We start from the raw sequence: 18446 nt of genomic DNA on the forward strand, positions 1-18446 counted from the left end.
TTAAGGTAACCTTTGCCTTTTAACAAACATTTAACCGCGCACTCATTCACTTCCGTATACATTTGAATGTGAATTCAGAAATGAGAGCGAACCAACACCATATTCTTCTAATTCTATTTTTCTTTGCGGCATCGTTTTATGCTGAAGCGCAGTATGGAACCATGGGCCGCAGGCGAATAGCCCCTCAAACCCAGGATAAGCCCGAACCTGCTGAACCCATGACCGCCGAAGGGCTTGTAGAAGCCGAGATGCCTAAACTTCTGGAGGCGATCGATTTCTCAGAATTTGAACAGGCCATCTTAAAATCAATCCTCACTAAATACGTACAACAACGCATAGAAATTCAAATCCTTAAGTTGGAGCCCGAAAAAATGCGGGAAGCGTATGAACAGATCAATTTAAAACAGGATGAGGAGCTAAAGGCAAGTCTCCCTGCTGACAAATTTGAAGCCCTGAAGGAATACCGTGAAAACGGAGGCAAAAAGTCCAAATCGAAAAAAAGAAAAAAGAAAAAAAATAAATCTTAAATGAAAAATATCATCCTTTTGCCATTGTTCCTAATGGCTTTTTTAATGTCCTTCTCCCAAAGACCTTCTGGTCAGCGTCCGTCTCCAATAACCATTACGGGTACGGTTTATGACAAGGATACAAATCAGCCCCTTGAATATGCTACCCTGGTTTTACAAAGTGTTCGCAGGCCTGAAATGGTGACCGGGGGAATCTCTGATCTTGATGGCAAATTTTCTGTCGAAACAATGCCGGGACAGTACAATGTAAGGGTGGAATATCTTTCTTATAAGACCTTCGAGTTAAAGGCTCAAACATTCAGGAGTTCAACCGACCTGGGGGCTATTCAGCTAGAAGTAGATGCTGAGATGCTGGAAGATGTGGTAGTTGTAGGAGAACGAACCACGGTAGAATTACGCCTTGATAAAAAAGTATACAATGTTGGTCAGGATCTTACCGTACGAGGTGGGTCTGTGACCGATGTTCTGGATAATGTTCCTTCCGTTACAGTTGATGTCGAAGGAAATATTAGCCTGAGAGGAAACGAAAGTGTACGTATCCTGATCAATGGCAAACCCTCTGCCCTGTCGGGCTTGAGTCCGCAAGCTCTTCAACAGCTCCCGGCAGAGTCCATTGAAAGGGTTGAAGTTATCACTAATCCCTCTGCGCGTTATGATGCAGAAGGAACGGCGGGTATACTCAATATTATCTTAAGACAAAGTAAAACAGCCGGCGTAAATGGATCTGTGAATGTGTTCGCGGGTTATCCGGATAACTACGGAACAGCTGTAAGTCTGAACCTGAGACGCGAGAAATTCAACATCTTTACGACCACAACATTCAGGTATCGGGATGCACCCGGTAATGCACTATTTGAACAGGAAAATTTCGATGAAAATGGGAATACAGTAAGTTTCCAGGATGAAATCAGGGAATATCAACGACAGGATAACAGCTTTAACACCAATATTGGATTTGAGTACTTTTTCAGTGAAACCAGCAGCATTACCAATTCATTGGTCATCCGGAAATCTGATGGGGAGAATACCGTGGATATCGACTTTTTTAATTTTGATGAAGTTAGAAATCCCACAATACGAAGAAATCGGTCTACTGTTGAAGCTGAAGAGGATGACAATGTTCAGTATTCAGTAAACTACAAAAAGACTTTTGACAAAGAAGGCCATGAGTTTACCATGGATTATCAATATTCAAGAGGAGATGAAATAGAGAATTCCATCATAGATGAAATAGTTCTCGGAGAATCTGTTGCCTTGCCCACGGAACAAACCATTAATGATGAATCACAAATAAATCAACTGGTGCAATTCGACTATGTGCTTCCTTTTGGAAAGGATAATATGTCTCAATTTGAGATGGGATACCGTGGCACCTTCAATAATTTTAATACGGATTTCGACTTTGGAATACTGGAAGACGGGGTGCTCGACAGGGATCCTGATTTCAGCAACGAATTGAATTACAAGGAATACGTCAATGCAGCGTATATGCAGCTGGGTACCAAGGTTAAAAAATTCAGTGTTTTGGGCGGACTTAGAATGGAAGCATCCGATATTGGCATTGAGCTGGTCGATACCCAGGAAGTTACCGATAAGGATTACGTGAACTGGTTTCCTTCCCTGTTTCTGGGATATGAGTTTTCAGAGACAGAGCAGCTGACTATTAGCTATAGCCGCAGATTACGCCGGCCGCGTTCCAGATTTATCAATCCGTTTCCCTCCAGATCGAGTAATACAAACTTGTTTCAGGGCAATCCGGATCTGGACCCAACTTTCACAAACGCCTTCGATCTGGGTTATTTAAAACGGTGGGATAAGATTACGTTTACCACATCGGGGTATTTCAACAGATCTACAGGAGTTTTCCAATTTATCACTCAGGAAACAGGAGATTTTGTGGAAATTGAAAATCCTGACGACCCTAACAACCCGGTTCTGGTACCTGTTCAGGCTCGAACACCTATCAACCTTGCAACAGACAGCCGATACGGCATGGAGTTCACTACCACCTATACTCCTAAACGCGATTGGAGACTTACCTGGAACCTGAATCTTTTCCAGCAGCAATTAAGGGGAGATTATACATATACGAATTTCCTGAATGAGGAGATTACTCAAAACTTTGATGCTGATAACTTTACCTGGTTTACACGATTCAGTGCAAAAATTCCTCTGCCGGGCGACATCGATTTCCAGTCGAACCTATTTTACCGGGGCCCAAACAAAGACGCACAGAACACAAATAAGGGCATTCTCAGCACAAACCTTGCCTTTAGCAAGGATATCATTGAAGATAAAGCCACCTTATCACTCAACGTAAGCGACTTGTTTAACTCCCGAAAAAGGAGAACGGAAACGATTACAAATACGGTAGCTACTTACAGCGAATTTCAATGGAGAGAAAGACAGATTACACTTTCCTTCCTCTACCGCTTTAATCAGCCACAGAATCAAAGAAACCGAAACGGAAGAGGCGGACAGGATGATGATTTTGAATTTGAGGGAACCTGATCAGGTCTAAAATAGAAGTTAAAACAAAAAAGAAGCCAAATGGCTTCTTTTTTTATGAGTTGCGCTTGGCTCTCCTCGCCTCGCGTTTTTCTTTGAATATTTCCATCAGATTTCCTCCTAACCAATAAGGTACTACAAAAAGCAAGAGGAACATCATCAGCCAGAAGCCTATAGTCACTATGGTTAAAAATGCCAGAAATCCAAGGTATTGATCAAATTCGAACATAAAAATTGCTTTATAAAGCAAAGATACTTGGAAATTCCTAAAAATTGCAAATCCGAAAGCAGAAAATTATCAGCATGTAAAATGGAATTTCTGCTCCAAGCCTTACCTTTGTTGATATAAAAATTCGATACGATGAAATTCAGGATTGAAAAAGACACCATGGGGGAAGTGAAAGTCCCGGCCGATAAATATTGGGGAGCCCAGACCGAAAGGTCCAGGAACAATTTTAAAATAGGTCCGCCAGCCTCTATGCCCTTGGATATCGTATACGGCTTTGCCTACCTTAAGAAAGCTGCAGCCTATGCCAATTGTGAATTAGGTGTCCTGGAAGCTGAAAAACGCGACCTGATCGCCAGAGTATGCGATGAAATCCTGGAAGGTAAACTCGACGATCAGTTTCCCCTGGTCATCTGGCAAACAGGATCGGGTACCCAGAGCAACATGAATGTCAATGAAGTAATTGCCAACCGGGCACATGAATTAGCCGGTCAGAAAATCGGGGAAGGTAAAAAAACCATACAGCCCAACGACGATGTAAATAAGTCGCAATCTTCAAATGATACTTTCCCAACCGGGATGCATATTGCTGCCTATGATAAAATTTTCAAAGTAACCATCCCCGGGGTCACCCAGCTGCGGGATACCCTGCAAAAAAAGGTGGATGAGTTTGAAGACATCGTAAAAATAGGGAGAACCCACCTAATGGATGCTACCCCCCTGACCTTAGGGCAGGAATTTTCAGGGTATGTATCCCAACTAGACCATGGCTTAAAAGCTTTACATAATACCCTTGATCATTTAAGTGAACTCGCTCTTGGGGGAACTGCCGTAGGTACCGGATTGAATACACCTGAGGGTTATGATGTCCTCGTAGCAAAATACATTGCGGAATTTACTGGACTTCCCTTTAAAACGGCAACGAATAAATTTGAGGCTCTCGCTGCCCATGATGCACTTGTTGAGACACACGGGGCGTTAAAGCAATTGGCCGTTTCTCTTAACAAAATCGCCAATGACATACGTATGATGGCATCCGGACCCAGATCGGGAATCGGAGAGATCATTATTCCGGCCAATGAACCGGGAAGCTCCATTATGCCCGGGAAAGTAAATCCTACTCAGTGTGAAGCCCTTACAATGGTATGTGCACAGGTGATGGGTAACGACGTCGCTGTTTCCGTCGGAGGCGCCCAGGGACATTACGAATTAAATGTATTCAAACCTGTAATGGCCGCCAACGTGCTACAATCTGCTGAATTACTGGGCGATGCCTGTGTTAGTTTCGATATTCACTGTGCTGCCGGTATTGAGCCCAACCATAAAGTCATTAAAGAATTGCTTAACAACTCTTTGATGCTGGTTACTGCCCTGAATACAAAGATCGGTTATTATAAAGCTGCCGAAATAGCGAATACAGCTCATGCGAATGGTACTACGCTCAGGGAAGAGGCCATCAACCTGGGATATGTTACTGCTGAGGAATACGATAAATGGGTAAAACCGGAGGACATGACCGGCTCAATAAAAAAGAAATAAGTCAAAAAAAAAGGGCCTTCAGATGAAGGCCCTTAATTTTATAAGAATTATATCTTACTTCAGAGTGAACTTAGAAGTTCCAAGAAGCTTCAGGTTATCGTCATAAACGTTTACCATGTAGTTTCCTGATTGGAAATCACCACCTGGATTGTTGATAAAGTCACAAACATCCAGATCCTGGTTTTCGTAGTAAAAATCAGTTGCTTTTGTATAAGTAACAGAAGCGCCTTCATCTGTAGACTTTGTGCTTCCACCTCCAAGAACATTTCCTTGTGGATCCAATACTTCGATAAGGAATTGTCTGTCTCCGGCTTGCGCAATAACATTATCGGCAATAGTGAAACAAACTTTGAGCTTATCGGTACGGCTGGCCCTAGGTGTAGAAACCAATCTACCGCTGCTTCTTTCCTTAACAGCATCAACATTAAACTGAGAAAGGTTTAAAGCTGATCCTCTTTCAACAGCCTCAGCTAACTGAGTGTTCTGAACAACTAAAGAATCGTTGAATACAGCTTGTTTTTCCAATTCCACGAAAGTACTGTCACGCTGCATCGCTAAAAGCGAGTTAGAACGGGTAAGTGAATCAACCTGAATTAACAATTGTTCTCTTTCTTTTCTAAGAACGGCAACCTGATTTCTGTACCTTCTCAATGAAGAAATATCAGCCTTCATTGTTTGCACAGAGTCGATGTACTTTGCAATCCTGTCTCTTGCTGCAACCAATTCTTCGTTTGTGGCATTGCTTTCGAGAATAGCCTTGTCATACTCAGACTGCAGGCTTCTTAGGTCTTCAACAACCAATTCTTTTTCCTGAGTAAGTTCGGTTTCTCTTTTCTTTTTGTCCTGGTAAAGACTCACAGTGTAAATGATGGTACCTAAAAGTACAACACCCAATAAACCGGCAATTACCTTTAATCCATTATTGCTTTTTGTTTCAGTCATAGTGTAAAAAGTTTAATACGCTTTTCTTTTTGTAACGTGTTTACATGCTATATACGGGGAAAGTCGGTTTTTAGATTTTTTACTTTAAAATATATTGTAATTTCTGCCCGCCAAATAAGTAGAGATCAATCTTTTCAAGAAATAAGTCCTTGACTATGGCACTACAAATTATTCCTTATCGACCTGAACTTGCAGCTGAATTCAGAGATATGAATCTAGCCTGGCTTAAGCAGTACTTCTACGTAGAACCCAAGGACAGGGATTTGTTAAATAATGCCGAGGAAGAAATCATTGACCGGGGTGGAGCGATCTTCTTTGCTCAATACGACAATAGCATTGCTGGATGCTTTTCACTTATCCCTTATAACAATGAAAGCTTTGAACTCGGCAAAATGGCAGTAAAAGAGAAATTTCAGGGAAAGAAAATAGGTCATGATCTCCTGGCCTTTTCCATACAGTACACCAGGGAGCAGGGTAAAGAAAGCCTGGTTTTATATTCAAACACCATATTGACACCAGCCATCCATTTATACAAAAAATTCGGGTTTAAAACGATCGAAATGGAAAATCCACCCCCCTACGCCCGTAGTAATATTAAAATGTTATTAAAGGTATAATGTATCTCCCTGAAGCTGATTATCTTTAATTTTATCCATGAACCTTATTAAATAATAGGAATGAAAACATCTTTTAAGTTATTTGCTGTATTGTTGCTGATTCTGGTTTCCTGTAAAGAAGCTAAAAAAGCCGATGCTTCGGAGGCAGGAAATTCCGACTCCCAACTAAGCGCACAAAATTCAGCTGAGGAAGATCAGCTAATAATCACTCCTGTGGAACATGCCACGGCGGTTGTCCAATGGGGAGACATCACCATATACATTGATCCCGTTGGTGGCTCAGAAGCTTTTGCAAAGCACCCCAAACCAGACCTCATCCTGATCACAGACATCCACGGGGATCATTTCAATGCGGAAACCCTGGAGGGATTAGACACTTCCGAAGCAAAAATAATAGTACCGCAGGCCGTTGCAGATCAGATGCCTGCTCAATTTGCCCCTCAACTGGACATATTGAACAACGGGGATACCAAAGAAAGATTTAACATAGTAGTTGAAGCCATTCCCATGTACAACCTTAGAGAAGAGGCAAAGAATTTCCACGTAAAGGGAAGAGGTAATGGCTATGTACTGAATATAGGCGGGCAAAGACTTTACTACTCGGGGGATACTGAAGATATTCCTGAGATGCGTGCTTTAGAAAATATTGATAAGGCTTTTATCTGTATGAATCTACCTTATACGATGACGGTAGATAGTGCGGCGGATGCGGTTCTGGAATTTAAACCCAAACAGGTGTATCCCTATCATTATCGCGGCCGACCTGATGTAAGCGACGTCAATCAATTTGCGAGTCAGGTCAACAGCGGCGACTCAAATATAGAAGTGGTGCAATTAGACTGGTACCCCGCTGAGGCTTACTAAGCTTTTCGCTTAACGAATTAATTTTTTATACTTGAGGCGCTTGGGAGTAAGATCAGCTCCCAGGCGTTTTTTCTTGTTTTCTTCATACTCAGAAAAGGATCCCTCAAAGAAATAAACCTGCGAATTACCTTCAAATGCGAGTATATGTGTACAAACCCTGTCAAGAAACCAACGATCGTGGGAAATTATAACTGCACATCCTGCAAAGTTCTCAAGACCTTCTTCAAGTGCCCTCAGGGTATTCACATCGAGGTCGTTGGTAGGCTCATCGAGTAACAGTACGTTACCCTCTTCCTTCAGGGTCATTGCAAGGTGCAACCTGTTGCGCTCCCCTCCGGAAAGCATATTCACTTTTTTATTTTGCTCGCTTCCTGAGAAGTTAAATCGACTCAGATAAGCCCTGGAATTCACCTGTCGGCCTCCCATTAGAATTAGTTCCTGTCCGTCGCTGAAATTTTCCCAGATAGTCTTACTGGAATCTATATTAGAATGACTTTGGTCTACATAGGCCAGTTTTGCCGTTTCCCCCACTTTAAATTCACCTTTATCAGGGGTAATCTCCCCCATGATCATTTTAAATATGGTGGTCTTACCTGCTCCGTTGGGCCCTATTATCCCTACAATTCCCGCCTGTGGAAGTTTAAAATTAAGATCGTCGTAAAGCAACTTATCGTCATAAGCCTTACTAACGCCAATAGCCTCTATCACATTGGTACCCAACCTGGGGCCGTTGGGGATATAGATCTCTAATTTCTCATCAAGTTGCTTTTGATCCTGACTCAATAATTTATCGTAATTCTTTAAACGGGCCTTTTGTTTGGTCTGGCGGCCTTTCGCCCCCTGCCTAACCCATTCCAGCTCACGCTCCAGAGTCTTTTGACGTTTGGAAGCCTGCTTGGACTCCTGGGCCAGACGCTTCGATTTCTGATCGAGCCAGCTGCTGTAATTTCCTTTCCACGGAATCCCTTCTCCCCTATCCAGTTCGAGGATCCAACCGGCTACGTTATCAAGAAAGTACCGGTCGTGAGTAACAGCAATTACCGTACCCTTATAGGTGGCCAGGTGATGCTCTAACCAGTGAACCGATTCGGCATCAAGGTGGTTGGTAGGTTCATCCAGCAAGAGAATGTCTGGTTCTTGCAGCAGAAGTCGGCATAAGGCTACGCGTCTCCTTTCACCCCCTGACAACACTTCTATTTTCTTGTCGGGATCTGGTGTCCTGAGGGCATCCATGGCAATCTCGAGCTTGGTGTCGAGCTCCCAGGCGTTTGCCGCATCGATCTGGTCTTGCAGGGCCGCCTGTTTATCCATGAGCTTTTGCATTTTATCAGCGTCCTCATACACTTCAGGTAAACCAAACATATCGTTGATCTTGTTGTATTCATCGAGGATGGCCACAGTCTCTGACACCCCTTCCTTGACAATATCAAGGACGGTTTTGGAATCGTCTAATACAGGTTCCTGTTCCAGATAGCCCACTTTGTAACCCGGGGAAAAAACAACGTCACCCTGGTAATTCTTATCCTCCCCTGCTATGATCCGAAGCAAGGTAGACTTTCCGGATCCATTTAAACCGAGGATTCCTATTTTGGCCCCATAGAAGAAACTGAGGTATATATTTTTAAGTACAGGGGTATTCGCATTCTTGTAGGTCTTGGAAACCCCCGACATGGAGAATATGACCTTTTTATCGTCTGACATTTGTTGTAGAGTTACTTTAAGAAAATCGAGTGAAAAGCAGCCTTCAGTTTCTAGACCCTTCCTTTCAGGGCGTTAAAAACCCATGCTATGGCAAAAAAACCAATCCCAACGGAAGCGAAACCCCAGCCGGCAACATCGTCGTAGCGAAAGGCTCCCAAACCTATTAAACCTAAGCCCACTAAAATCATTATAAAGGTAGCCCAGGCGAGGACAGTATTCTTGTTCATTCCCATAAAAGTTAGTTTAGTAAAATCAAATATCGTAAAATCATGTGAAATTAACCCCTGGTAAAAGATTTTATCCTTCAAAAGGAAAACGGATCCCTGCAATTTCTCTGATTTTATCCAGAAGGGTAATCAAATCCAGGCTATTAGAATGTGACCAGAACGGACTTTCTATTTTGTTTTCTGCAAGGCAGCGTTGGACCTCTTCTATCTCATAAGTATATCCTTTGCCAACAGTTGGGTAATGAAATTCCTCCCTTTGTCCGTCAACATCTAGAGTAAAACGTTCTGCCTCATGCCATCTCGAATGGATGATAAGGGTGCCGTCATTGCCAGATATGGTGGCACTCATCGGACTGGTAGCCGTTAAGCCACTAAATAAATGAGCATGGGCCGACTTGTACGTAAATGTAATGGCGATCTGAACTTCAGTTCCGCTGTCAAGGAATTTCGCATCAGCCTTAATATCATCAGGCATACCAAGAATCAGGTAGGCGAGAAAAACAGGATATATCCCGATATCGAGGAGGGAGCCACCTGCCAGCTTAGGGTTCAAAAGCCTGCCCTGGCTGTCCCTATCCATGGCAAAAAAAGCAAAATCGGCATGGAGATACCCCACGGCTCCGATCTCTCCGGCTTCCACACTCTCCTTGATTTTTCGGATGGACGGGATAAAGCGGCTCCATAGCGCTTCCATAAAAAAGACATTATTCTTTTCGGAGGCTGCGATCATTGCCTCCACCTGTTTACGATCAATTCCTGCCGGTTTCTCACACAATACGTGCTTGCCCTTCTCCATCGCCTTTAAACTCCATTCCAGATGTTCGGTATGTGGCAAGGCGATATAGACTACTTCCACCTCCTCACAATTGAGCAATGCCATATAGTTATCGAATGCATAGGGCACTTTAAATTCTTCTTTGAACTTCTTGGCCTTGACCATTGATCTTGAGGCAACTCCCATTAGAGCTGCATCGTGTACAAGGGCCAAGTCTTTGGCAAATTTCTGAGCGATATTCCCTAATCCTATAATTCCCCAACCCACACTATTTGGCATATTCCATGGTATTTTTGTCAAAGTTAATGAATATTACTCCTTATCTTTAGGCGTTTAAAAGAAACACTTCGGCACATATGGATATCAACTTCAATATCAACGAAGATCACAACAAATTAAAGAGTTCAGAACTTAAAAAACAGCTTGCTAAAACTGCGCTGGGAGGTGGGAAAGCACGGATTGAAAAACATCATTCCCAGGGAAAGATGACTGCACGTGAGCGCATCGACTATCTTTTAGACAAAGACTCAAAGCGGATAGAAATAGGCGCCCTGGCAGGGAAGGACATGTATGAAGAACACGGAGGTTGTCCGTCAGGCGGTGTAGTTGTTGTTATAGGATATGTACAAGGCAGGCAATGTATTGTGGTGGCCAATGATGCCACAGTAAAAGCCGGAGCCTGGTTCCCAATCACCGGAAAAAAGAATCTGAGAGCACAGGAGATTGCCATTGAAAACAAATTGCCAATTATTTATCTGGTAGACAGTGCAGGGGTATACCTGCCTATGCAGGAACAGATTTTTCCGGATAAGGAACATTTTGGAAGAATATTCAGGAATAATGCGGTAATGAGCAGTATGGGAATCCCGCAGATCGCTGCCGTAATGGGAAGTTGTGTTGCAGGAGGTGCTTATCTGCCCATTATGAGTGATGAAGCCCTGATTGTTGAAAAAACCGGAAGTATTTTCCTGGCAGGAAGTTATCTAGTAAAGGCCGCCATCGGAGAGCAGGTAGACAACGAAACACTGGGCGGAGCCACTACCCATTGTGAGATCAGTGGGGTGACCGATTATAAGGCTAAAGATGACAAGGATGCACTTGATACGATCAAAAAGCTTCTTGATAAATTCGGAGCTCCTGATTCTGCCGGTTTTAGTAGAACTAAACCCTCTGCCCCAAAGGAGAAGGAGAATGAAATATTTGGAATCCTGCCAAAGAAGAGGTCAGATCAGTACGATATGCTGGAGATCATCAAACGTCTGGTGGACAATTCCGAATTTGAACAGTACAAAGAAGGATTCGGGAAGACCCTACTTACGGGTTATGCCAGGATAGATGGCTGGGCTGTAGGCATTGTCGCAAACCAGCGAAAGGTGGTAAAGACCAAAAAAGGTGAAATGCGATTTGGGGGAGTGATCTATTCCGATTCGGCTGATAAAGCCACCCGATTTATTGCCAATTGCAATCAGAAAAAGATACCTCTGGTGTTTTTGCAGGATGTCACCGGCTTTATGGTGGGGAGTAAAAGCGAACACGGCGGAATCATAAAAGACGGGGCTAAGATGGTAAATGCCGTAAGTAATTCCGTGGTACCCAAGTTTACAGTGGTTATTGGAAATAGCTATGGTGCAGGAAATTATGCCATGTGTGGGAAGGCCTATGATCCCCGCCTGATAGTTGCGTGGCCCAGTGCAGAGCTGGCAGTTATGAGCGGGAATTCAGCTGCCAAGGTTTTATTGCAAATAGAAACAGCTTCCCTGAAAAAGAAAGGGGAAAAAATCACAGCAGAAAAAGAGAAGGAACTCTACGATAAAATAAAGGAACGCTATGACGATCAGATTTCTCCCTATTACGCTGCAGCGCGATTATGGACTGATGCCATCATAGATCCGCTGGAAACCCGAAAATGGATATCCATGGGGATTGAGGCAGCTAACCATGCCCCCATCGAAAAACCCTTTAATATGGGCGTTTTACAGGTGTAAGCAAGGCTTGTTTCAGGATCTTTCAAGTCTGATATTGATAAACTTCTTTTCAAGGATCTTCACGGTTAAAGTTTTCATCCCCTTCGCCTTGAATTGAAGCAGGTCTCCTGATTTAGCTTCTATCTGATAATTCCCATTTTCATTTGTGTTAACGGAGACTCCATTACTAAAGTTGGTAACCGTTACATTCGGTAAAGCTATATTTCCATGAAATACATAGCCCGTAATAATTGATTTATCTGCCTTCTTTTTACTTCTGGATCTGTCTTTTACTGCCTTTTTGGAAAACAAGGTGGATTCAAGCTCGTAGGCCATGGCAGCATCTCTCAAGATCTTCCAATCGTCCTGACTGGCATATTTCTTATAGGAATCGGTAAAGCGATTATTGGCAGCAGCCAGAACAAGCCCAATTTTGGATGGCCCGTAAACTTTTAGTAATTCAAGGCTCACAATAAAATCATCACGGACAAAAAGGTCAAATTCACGCAGGTCTACTGTTGCTACTTCAGGTGTGGATGGGATGGTATACAATATATTGCTACCGCTTGAATTCAGGTTTGTTCCTGGGAAGCCGTTCGCACCATCAGTATCGTAAAAGTTAATCCTAACTAAAACACTGTCTGAGGTATTTCCCCAGACCTCAAAGGTGAATTCGTTTAATCTGCGAAGGCCCTTTTTTACCTTAATCCTTGTGGCCAATTCTCCACCAAGTGCGATATTATCTTTCCAGTATCCATAAAACTGGTGGCCTCCGTTTTTATATCCTATGCGATCCCCTGATTCGAATAAACCAGCGTCCGTAACAACAACCGGATTTAATTGTTCGGCCATGGGCTCCATATAGATTATAGGATACTCATTGTAGCTAAACACGAGCTCAGAAGCTTTTCTATTAATCGTACTATAACCCAGGGAAGAGAATTGCAGAATTTCCGAAGTCCCTAAAAGTTTAGTATCAATTTCCAAATGAAACAGACCCTCTTCATCGCTTACGGTTCCAATTCCCTTTTTAGGAAAACCGATGTTCACATATGGGATTGGTTCATTTGTATTTTTATCCAAAATAACCCCCTTATAATCTCGTTGTCCGTATCCTAATTGATATACAGCAAGTAAAAATAAGAGAGTAGCAACTGACCTAGTTGGAAACAAGCGATAAAGAATTTTGAACTTTAAATAACTCCTGATTAACATTCTTTAATTGCAACTTGAATACTTTTATTTCCTTGCGTTGAGATTTGGAGCCAAAATTATGATAAATCGTCACTTTGAGATAGGCGGGTGTCAAGCTCTTATTCCCCAGGTATTTCAGATTCACCTTCCATTGGCCCGTAATCGAGCCATCAATTAAATATTCCTTACACGAGTATCCTTTAAGTTTTTCAACACGAATAAGTTCAGGGTCTGCCAGCATGCTGTGTTCCCAATTGTAATACTTGTCATTGGGATTGACAAACTGTAACTGAAACTCTGCCTCGCTGTCATTCCATTCGAATACCAGTCGTGTACCTTCAAAGCCACTATTTAGTGAAGGCCCTTTCTTTGTTTCCGTCGAGGTAAGTTCTTTTCTATGGAGTTCGAGCAGGTTACTGAATTCGCGTTCCATAAGAGGGGTGAATTCTTTGTCTTCAGCCCTAATAAACCCTTCCGCTACCAGATAATCATATCGGGCATAGATAGACGCCGATTTCCTGTAATCGCCTATATCGGTATAACTCAGGGCCAGATCCCTGTAGGATTGCGCGTAATTAGGTCTTAAAATAAAGATTTCCTTGTAGAGCTTATGTGCCTTTTCATTATTTCCCAGGGTTTGGTAGAGGTATGCCAGCGCCTTCATCCCAACGGGATTGTCTTTAAATAAATACCAGTGATCCTCAATAATTTGATCAGCAAAACTGGTATTCTTCCATTTGGCCGCAAAATACCCGAAGACATCCAGGAAGTAGTACATTGAACTAGTGTACCTGGCTGATTGTTCCTTATAAAGTTCTACTGCCTCCCCTTCGGAAGTAGTTGCGTATAATTCCTTCAGGTAAGTAGGCACATTTTTACTGGCCTGCTCTTTTGAGAGCGCATTGCCTTCGTATATATTATTTCTCAGTAAGGCCTGGTCATAAGGGCCCCCTGTCCTTGGATCACGATACGTATTCCCCCCTTTTGTATTGATGACGATTACGCCTCCATTTCCATTTCCTCCGTATTTTGTCACCAATCCCAGGCCACTGAGGATTCCGATTCTTTCAACATTTTCAACCATAATAAAGTCGGGGAATTCATTGAGAATCAGACCGTCAACATCGTAAATTGCAGGGAACAAACCCTGTGATGCCCCACGAAGATAGATAGTGGGTTTGTTAAAGCTCTCGGCAAGTCGCTCCACCCTTACTCCGGGAAATCTGTACTGGATTGCGGATGCCAGGTCGATCGTTCCAAACAACAACTGAGATTTATCAATAATTCGAACTGAAAAATTAGTGATGTCCTTATCCAGAATTCCAAAGGCAGTCTTTAGCAGGTTCTTATTGCTGTTGTACTCCATTCGTAATTGAGCCTGACTCTTAATTTTGGTTTTTTCAAGGACTACTTCATCCAGCACATTTACGGCAGCATTCATTTTGATATTTAGAATGGAACTCACATCTTCAACAACTATTTCCATATCGGAAAGGCCCGGGTAGGAAAAGGTTACCAGGTCGCCTGCAGATGTATTTAATTCGTACTTACCGTTAATGTCGGTTTTTACCGTCTCACCGCTCTTTTCTGAGCTTACCTCTGCATTCACTAAAGGCGTGTCCATATTAGATACCTTACCACGGATAGTAAGTTGTTTGTCCTGCCCCTGCAGGACAAACAGACAGCAAAGCAATACTGAAGTAATTAGATTTCTTTTCATAGCTGTAGTGTTTTTAATCAAGCAATTAAACTGTCAAATATTATAACAATCTCCTTAAAGTTAAGAAATTTTGGCCTTTAATTTACCTGCACCGTTTTTAACAGTTTGGTTTCGCCGGGTGTGTTAAAGCTAAGGACGATTACTTCTGAAGTTTGATCGGGGTATCCAAAGTTCTGATAGAGGGTACATTTTAATACCAGGGGAACCTGATTCGTTATATCGATATGATTGAGATAGGTGGCATTGAGGATCCATTCTCCCTGAACTCCTTCCCCATAGAATTCGAATTCTTCAGAAGAGTACCGATTTAAAATCTCGTCCTTCATTCGATCTGAACCAGAGGTACTGTTGTGCTCCCAATTAAAATAGCGCTTCTGGGGGTTGACAAACTGCAGATTGAATTCGGCTTCAGGGTCATTCCACTCGAAAACCAGGCGAACATTGTATTTTATATTATTCAAGTAGTTCGATGGAACCCCGGTTGTATTTAAATCACCGCTGTGCCTGAAAATCAGATTTTTCAATTCCCTGTTCACTGTTTTACTCACGCTTTTTACACTAAGGGCAGCAGGGGCTGAATTGCCCTGTAAGGCCAGTAGTTGCTGTAACGACTTCTGATATTCCCCAAGATTCCTATGGGCTACAGCCAGATCGAGCCATGCCTGTACATTCTTCTCATCCATTTCTATGATCTCTTTGTTGATCGCTGCTACCTGCTCATTTTTCCCTACTTCCGATAAGAACAAAGAAACTGCCCTGAGCGTTTTAATATCCTTTGGAAAAAGTTCAAGTATGCTGGAAGTAATAGCAGCCGCCCGCTGACTGTCGCTCGATTTAAAATAATCAGCGGCGTCGAAGAAAAACTGCATGTTATCTTCAGCGGAGGGGCGCATCTCCAGATATGTGCGATAAGCTTCCTCTGCAGATTTCGATTGCTCAAGTGATTTCCTGATGGTGGATCGTCTCATTTCTGTCGACTTCTCATCATCATAAATATTATCCGTTAACCTCGCCAGGTCTGTTGGTTCTCCTGTTTTTTTAGAAGCCATGGCAGTCTTGGTTGTTATCAGAATAACACCATTTGCTCCTAAACTACCGTATTTATTGGTGGCTGCATATCCTTTCAGTACGGTAATTGACGCTATGTTGTCTGGATTTACGTAGTCGAAGCTCGTCTGACTATTTTGTCGCTCTGCAAATTGCTGCACTCCATCGCGGGAAGAATCCGATTGTCTTTGCGGCACCCCATCTATCACCACCAATCCATAATTATTGCCTAAAATGGAAGTATTTGATCGCATAGTTGCCCTACTCAAATCTTCGTCATTCCTCAGGGTTACATTAGAAAATTTATTCAACACTGCCTGAGAAACATCCGTCTGAATTGGTGTTATCGATTCATCGCCTATCGATTGTGCCGCATATCCAATTTTCTCTTTATTTTCTTTCCCATAAGCAGTAACCACTTCAGCTTCTACCTCTTCCTGTCTTCTTTCCACCAGTGTTACCTCGTCGAGGGTGAAGACATTGCCTTCAAGAAACACATTCATCTGGTCTGTATTTTCCACGGCCACCACTTTATAGGTATTTCTGCTTCTACTGCTGAGTAGCAGACTATCTCCGGGTTGAGCTTCAATGGAAAAACTACCGTCAACAACCGATCTTGTACCTCCGGGCATGCCCTTCACCGCAACCACTACATCTGGTACAGGAACGTTATCAATATAAACCTTCCCTTTTACCAGCTTTTTATTACTACCCACTGGCTTTTTCAAACTAGCGATATTCTCTGGTAAAATCGCGGCAAAATCCATTAAGCGATACCTGTTGATCAGGGCTGACCTTTTGAGAAATTCCTCATCCCGATTAGGTGAACTATTAATCAGGAAGCTTTTGGCAGGCAGATCAGGGGCGTCCTTCTCAAGTCCCCGATTTCCATCGGTAAACAAGTAAATATTTGGGTGTCTGGCCTGGTCACTGAGTAAGGCATAGTATGTCGCTCCATCGTATTGAACATTCTCCAGATCGCTGCGTAAACTTTCCCAGTTACCTCCTTTAATCTGATACGTTTTTTCTACAATCCCTATATTGAACAGCAGCAGTTGAACTTCCTGATCGGGGCTGCGCTGGAAAACCTTATGGAGTACTTCCAGATCTTTATCAAGATTCCTGTCTTTCATTGAAACAGAAGTGTCCCAGAATATGGTAGTATTAGGGTTTGGAGCTTCTTGTGACTTTAGAATCATACCACTGAGCAGTAGCATAAATATCAAAAAAACTAATTTCCTCATATCACTGACCTTGGTGAGGCACAAGCCTCGGAATTAAAAGTAATTCGGTTTGTCTTCCGTTGACATATCTAAAACCTTCAGGGCCGAAAAATCCGGCTTCCTCCAGCATAATACGTATATCACGATCCCATTCCGGCAGATGAACCGTAGAATTAAGTTCTATGGCGTATACGGTGTTGAGATTAAGCGGATAGTTTTCCCCATCGTCTTTCATTACTCCTCCCTGAGAATCCCACATCCCAATAGTAGTTCCCGCGGAGTGGCCGTATGCTCCCAATGGATGTGTATAAATTGCAGGTCGCAGACCTTCATTCCTTCCTTTATCCAGGGCAGTGCTTAGAATTTCATTGCCTGTGAGTCCTTCCTTCATACTTTCGGTTAAATGGTCCTGAACCCTATTCCCTTTTTTAAGCGCTTCAACTAGGAAGGAAGGAGCCGACGTTTCGCCCGGTTTTAAGACATAAGCCAATTCCTGGCAATCGGTATTCAGCCTGAGATATGTGATGCCAAAATCACAATGCAATAGATCACCGGGTAAAATCACCATATCTTCAGGTCGCCCTGAAAATGAATACAGATGACTAACCAGACCTTCATTAGATCGCTGGATGTCCACGGTGGGATGAAACCAGGTTTCAACTCCCATTTCGGTAACTTTCTGTCGCATCCACCATTCTACGTCTGAAGTAGTAGTGACCCCTGTGGTGATTACCTTTTCTGAAAAGGCTTCAGCAATAATTTCGTGGGTGATGCTCACCAACTGATTGAAAAGAACCATCTCCCTCTCAGTGCGGGTTTCTATCCATCGCACCGCCAGCTGCTCCGCTGAAACTACCCTTTTCTTAAAGCGGGATGGCAGATACTGCATAAATTCATCGTAGTCTGTTTTATCAAGTCCGTCGGCGATGTTGTGATCCCTGGAGTAATTTAGTGCTATTTTTGCAGGATTCTTTTCTTCAATGATCTCCATCAGACGTTTCCATTGATCCGGTTCTTTTTCCTTATCCCAGGCAGATTCAATATTCTCACCTACATTATATCGTGCAACGGCAAGTTTGTCAATAGTGTTCTTGTTTTTATCCCTGTAAAAAACGAGAATTGTCCTGCGTCTCGCATTAAGCCATGTGGCAGGAAGCATCGTTCGTAGAACGGGATCCTCATTGTATTCGCGGGAAATAAGAATCCACATATCGATCTCCGTTTTGTCCATAAGTTCCGGTAAAAGCGAATTAAATCGTTCAGCCAGAATTTCATCTATTACCCGGGCTCGCTCTTTTTCCGGAAGGATATGCTGGGCAAAAGCCGGACTAGCAAACCAAAGCAAACAAATCATAAAACAATGGGTAGGAGA

At 42.9% G+C, this 18446-nt stretch carries 15 protein-coding genes; 6 read left to right on the plus strand and 9 right to left on the minus strand.

The genetic code is table 11. The features are described from left to right. The first annotated feature begins 80 nt into the window (after positions 1-80). On the plus strand, positions 81-527 hold the full coding sequence (locus tag AB8P51_RS14160) for a hypothetical protein (protein WP_369749513.1): 447 nt from the start codon (positions 81-83) through the stop codon (positions 525-527). Continuing rightward, positions 528-3038: a TonB-dependent receptor domain-containing protein gene (locus tag AB8P51_RS14165; RefSeq protein WP_369749514.1), complete on the plus strand. Its 2511-nt coding sequence runs from the start codon at positions 528-530 to the stop codon at positions 3036-3038. A 52-nt stretch (positions 3039-3090) separates the two neighbouring features. Here AB8P51_RS14165 and AB8P51_RS14170 read toward each other — a convergent pair whose 3' ends face one another. After that, complete coding sequence (locus AB8P51_RS14170) at positions 3091-3264, minus strand: hypothetical protein (RefSeq protein ID WP_165200566.1); 174 nt, start codon at positions 3262-3264, stop codon at positions 3091-3093. A gap of 132 nt (positions 3265-3396) precedes the next feature. On the opposite strand from AB8P51_RS14170, the gene fumC reads away from it, so the two are divergent. Beyond that, positions 3397-4800, plus strand: a complete 1404-nt coding sequence (gene fumC / locus AB8P51_RS14175) for a class II fumarate hydratase (RefSeq protein WP_369749515.1) — start codon at positions 3397-3399, stop codon at positions 4798-4800. A 54-nt stretch (positions 4801-4854) separates the two neighbouring features. On the opposite strand, the gene AB8P51_RS14180 is transcribed toward fumC, so the two are convergent. Then, positions 4855-5742 (minus strand): hypothetical protein, encoded by an 888-nt coding sequence (locus tag AB8P51_RS14180; RefSeq protein WP_369749516.1) that lies wholly within the window; start codon positions 5740-5742, stop codon positions 4855-4857. Positions 5743-5897: 155 nt separating this feature from the next. Between AB8P51_RS14180 and AB8P51_RS14185 the strand changes: the two genes are divergently transcribed. Both AB8P51_RS14185 and AB8P51_RS14190 read left to right on the plus strand, forming a co-directional pair. Beyond that, on the plus strand, positions 5898-6359 hold the full coding sequence (locus AB8P51_RS14185; RefSeq protein WP_369749517.1) for a GNAT family N-acetyltransferase: 462 nt from the start codon (positions 5898-5900) through the stop codon (positions 6357-6359). A 60-nt stretch (positions 6360-6419) separates the two neighbouring features. Further along, complete coding sequence (locus AB8P51_RS14190) at positions 6420-7223, plus strand: MBL fold metallo-hydrolase (RefSeq protein WP_369749518.1); 804 nt, start codon at positions 6420-6422, stop codon at positions 7221-7223. A gap of 9 nt (positions 7224-7232) precedes the next feature. Here AB8P51_RS14190 and ettA read toward each other — a convergent pair whose 3' ends face one another. From ettA to AB8P51_RS14205, 3 genes are all read right to left on the minus strand, one after another. Then, on the minus strand, positions 7233-8924 hold the full coding sequence (ettA, locus tag AB8P51_RS14195) for an energy-dependent translational throttle protein EttA (RefSeq protein WP_369749519.1): 1692 nt from the start codon (positions 8922-8924) through the stop codon (positions 7233-7235). A gap of 50 nt (positions 8925-8974) precedes the next feature. After that, the gene (locus AB8P51_RS14200; protein ID WP_369749520.1) at positions 8975-9157 is read right to left on the minus strand and encodes a CAL67264 family membrane protein; all 183 of its coding nucleotides are present in this window, start codon (positions 9155-9157) and stop codon (positions 8975-8977) included. Between the two features lie 64 nt (positions 9158-9221). Beyond that, positions 9222-10205 carry a Gfo/Idh/MocA family protein gene (locus AB8P51_RS14205; RefSeq protein ID WP_369749521.1) on the minus strand — a complete coding sequence of 328 codons (984 nt, stop codon included), beginning with the start codon at positions 10203-10205 and terminating at the stop codon, positions 9222-9224. Between the two features lie 77 nt (positions 10206-10282). Here AB8P51_RS14205 and AB8P51_RS14210 point away from each other — a divergent pair, with 77 nt between their 5' ends. Then, a complete protein-coding gene (locus AB8P51_RS14210; RefSeq protein WP_369749522.1) occupies positions 10283-11911 on the plus strand; it encodes an acyl-CoA carboxylase subunit beta in 1629 nt (542 codons plus the stop codon). A gap of 12 nt (positions 11912-11923) precedes the next feature. On the opposite strand, the gene AB8P51_RS14215 is transcribed toward AB8P51_RS14210, so the two are convergent. The 4 genes from AB8P51_RS14215 to AB8P51_RS14230 form a co-directional block, all read right to left on the minus strand. Then, entirely contained in the window at positions 11924-12973 is a 1050-nt protein-coding gene (locus AB8P51_RS14215) for a carboxypeptidase-like regulatory domain-containing protein (protein WP_369749524.1), read from the minus strand. A gap of 76 nt (positions 12974-13049) precedes the next feature. Next, positions 13050-14804 (minus strand): carboxypeptidase-like regulatory domain-containing protein, encoded by a 1755-nt coding sequence (locus AB8P51_RS14220; RefSeq protein ID WP_369749525.1) that lies wholly within the window; start codon positions 14802-14804, stop codon positions 13050-13052. 77 nt (positions 14805-14881) lie between these two features. Further along, a complete protein-coding gene (locus AB8P51_RS14225; RefSeq protein ID WP_369749526.1) occupies positions 14882-17095 on the minus strand; it encodes a TonB-dependent receptor plug domain-containing protein in 2214 nt (737 codons plus the stop codon). Position 17096: 1 nt separating this feature from the next. After that, on the minus strand, positions 17097-18428 hold the full coding sequence (locus AB8P51_RS14230; protein WP_369749647.1) for a M24 family metallopeptidase: 1332 nt from the start codon (positions 18426-18428) through the stop codon (positions 17097-17099). Positions 18429-18446: the final 18 nt, after the last annotated feature.

It is taken from the genome of Muriicola sp. SD30, from assembly GCF_041205185.1.
Taxonomy (GTDB): domain Bacteria; phylum Bacteroidota; class Bacteroidia; order Flavobacteriales; family Flavobacteriaceae; genus Muriicola.

Coding starts and splice junctions, on each gene's coding strand:
- AB8P51_RS14160 (WP_369749513.1), top strand. CDS start 81: ATGAGAGCGAACCAACACCATATTCTTCTAATTCTATTTTTCTTTGCG.
- AB8P51_RS14165 (WP_369749514.1), top strand. CDS start 528: ATGAAAAATATCATCCTTTTGCCATTGTTCCTAATGGCTTTTTTAATG.
- AB8P51_RS14170 (WP_165200566.1), bottom strand. CDS start 3,264: ATGTTCGAATTTGATCAATACCTTGGATTTCTGGCATTTTTAACCATA.
- fumC (WP_369749515.1), top strand. CDS start 3,397: ATGAAATTCAGGATTGAAAAAGACACCATGGGGGAAGTGAAAGTCCCG.
- AB8P51_RS14180 (WP_369749516.1), bottom strand. CDS start 5,742: ATGACTGAAACAAAAAGCAATAATGGATTAAAGGTAATTGCCGGTTTA.
- AB8P51_RS14185 (WP_369749517.1), top strand. CDS start 5,898: ATGGCACTACAAATTATTCCTTATCGACCTGAACTTGCAGCTGAATTC.
- AB8P51_RS14190 (WP_369749518.1), top strand. CDS start 6,420: ATGAAAACATCTTTTAAGTTATTTGCTGTATTGTTGCTGATTCTGGTT.
- ettA (WP_369749519.1), bottom strand. CDS start 8,924: ATGTCAGACGATAAAAAGGTCATATTCTCCATGTCGGGGGTTTCCAAG.
- AB8P51_RS14200 (WP_369749520.1), bottom strand. CDS start 9,157: ATGGGAATGAACAAGAATACTGTCCTCGCCTGGGCTACCTTTATAATG.
- AB8P51_RS14205 (WP_369749521.1), bottom strand. CDS start 10,205: ATGCCAAATAGTGTGGGTTGGGGAATTATAGGATTAGGGAATATCGCT.
- AB8P51_RS14210 (WP_369749522.1), top strand. CDS start 10,283: ATGGATATCAACTTCAATATCAACGAAGATCACAACAAATTAAAGAGT.
- AB8P51_RS14220 (WP_369749525.1), bottom strand. CDS start 14,804: ATGAAAAGAAATCTAATTACTTCAGTATTGCTTTGCTGTCTGTTTGTC.
- AB8P51_RS14225 (WP_369749526.1), bottom strand. CDS start 17,095: ATGAGGAAATTAGTTTTTTTGATATTTATGCTACTGCTCAGTGGTATG.
- AB8P51_RS14230 (WP_369749647.1), bottom strand. CDS start 18,428: ATGATTTGTTTGCTTTGGTTTGCTAGTCCGGCTTTTGCCCAGCATATC.